This is a genomic window from Vibrio sp. 2132-1 (assembly GCF_033344315.1).
In genome coordinates this window covers 1-563 of the sequence record NZ_JAWPON010000673.1, presented here as the reverse complement: position 1 = coordinate 563, position 563 = coordinate 1, and the positions used below count along the sequence as shown (strand labels likewise).

Genomic DNA, 563 nt, shown 5'->3' with positions numbered 1-563 from the left:
GCATCTGCAGAAAGTTATTCCATCGCTCTTATCATTCCGTCACTGTTTGAAAAAGCATGCGCGCATTTCTTACCAAGCTTCCAACAGGCGTTAAACAAAGCGGGCTATCAACTATTGCTGGGTTACAGCGACTACTCGATTGAGCAAGAAGAAAAGTTGCTTTCGACTTTTTTAGAGAGCCGTCCTGCGGGCGTTGTACTGTTTGGAAGTGAGCATAGTCAGCGAACGCATCAACTGTTAGAGGCGTCAAATACGCCAGTGTTAGAGATTGCCGAACTGAGCTCAAAGGCCAGTTATCTCAACATTGGCGTGGATCACTTCGAAGTGGGTAAGGCCTGTACCAGACACCTGATTGAACAAGGTTTTAAGAACGTTGGTTTTATTGGGGCGCGCGGGAATCACTCAACGTTGCAACGCCAGTTACACGGTTGGCAAAGTGCGATGATTGAAAACTATCTCACCCCAGACCATTTTCTGACGACTCATGAAGCGCCATCTTCACAATTGGGTGCGGAAGGATTGGCGAAGTTATTGCTGCGCGATTCAAGCTTGAATGCTTTGGT

Annotated in this window: 1 pseudogene; it reads left to right on the top strand. The window is 47.2% G+C overall.

The features are described 5' to 3' along the window. Positions 1-563, top strand: a pseudogene (locus R8N47_RS27315) (LacI family transcriptional regulator); the annotation flags it as partial.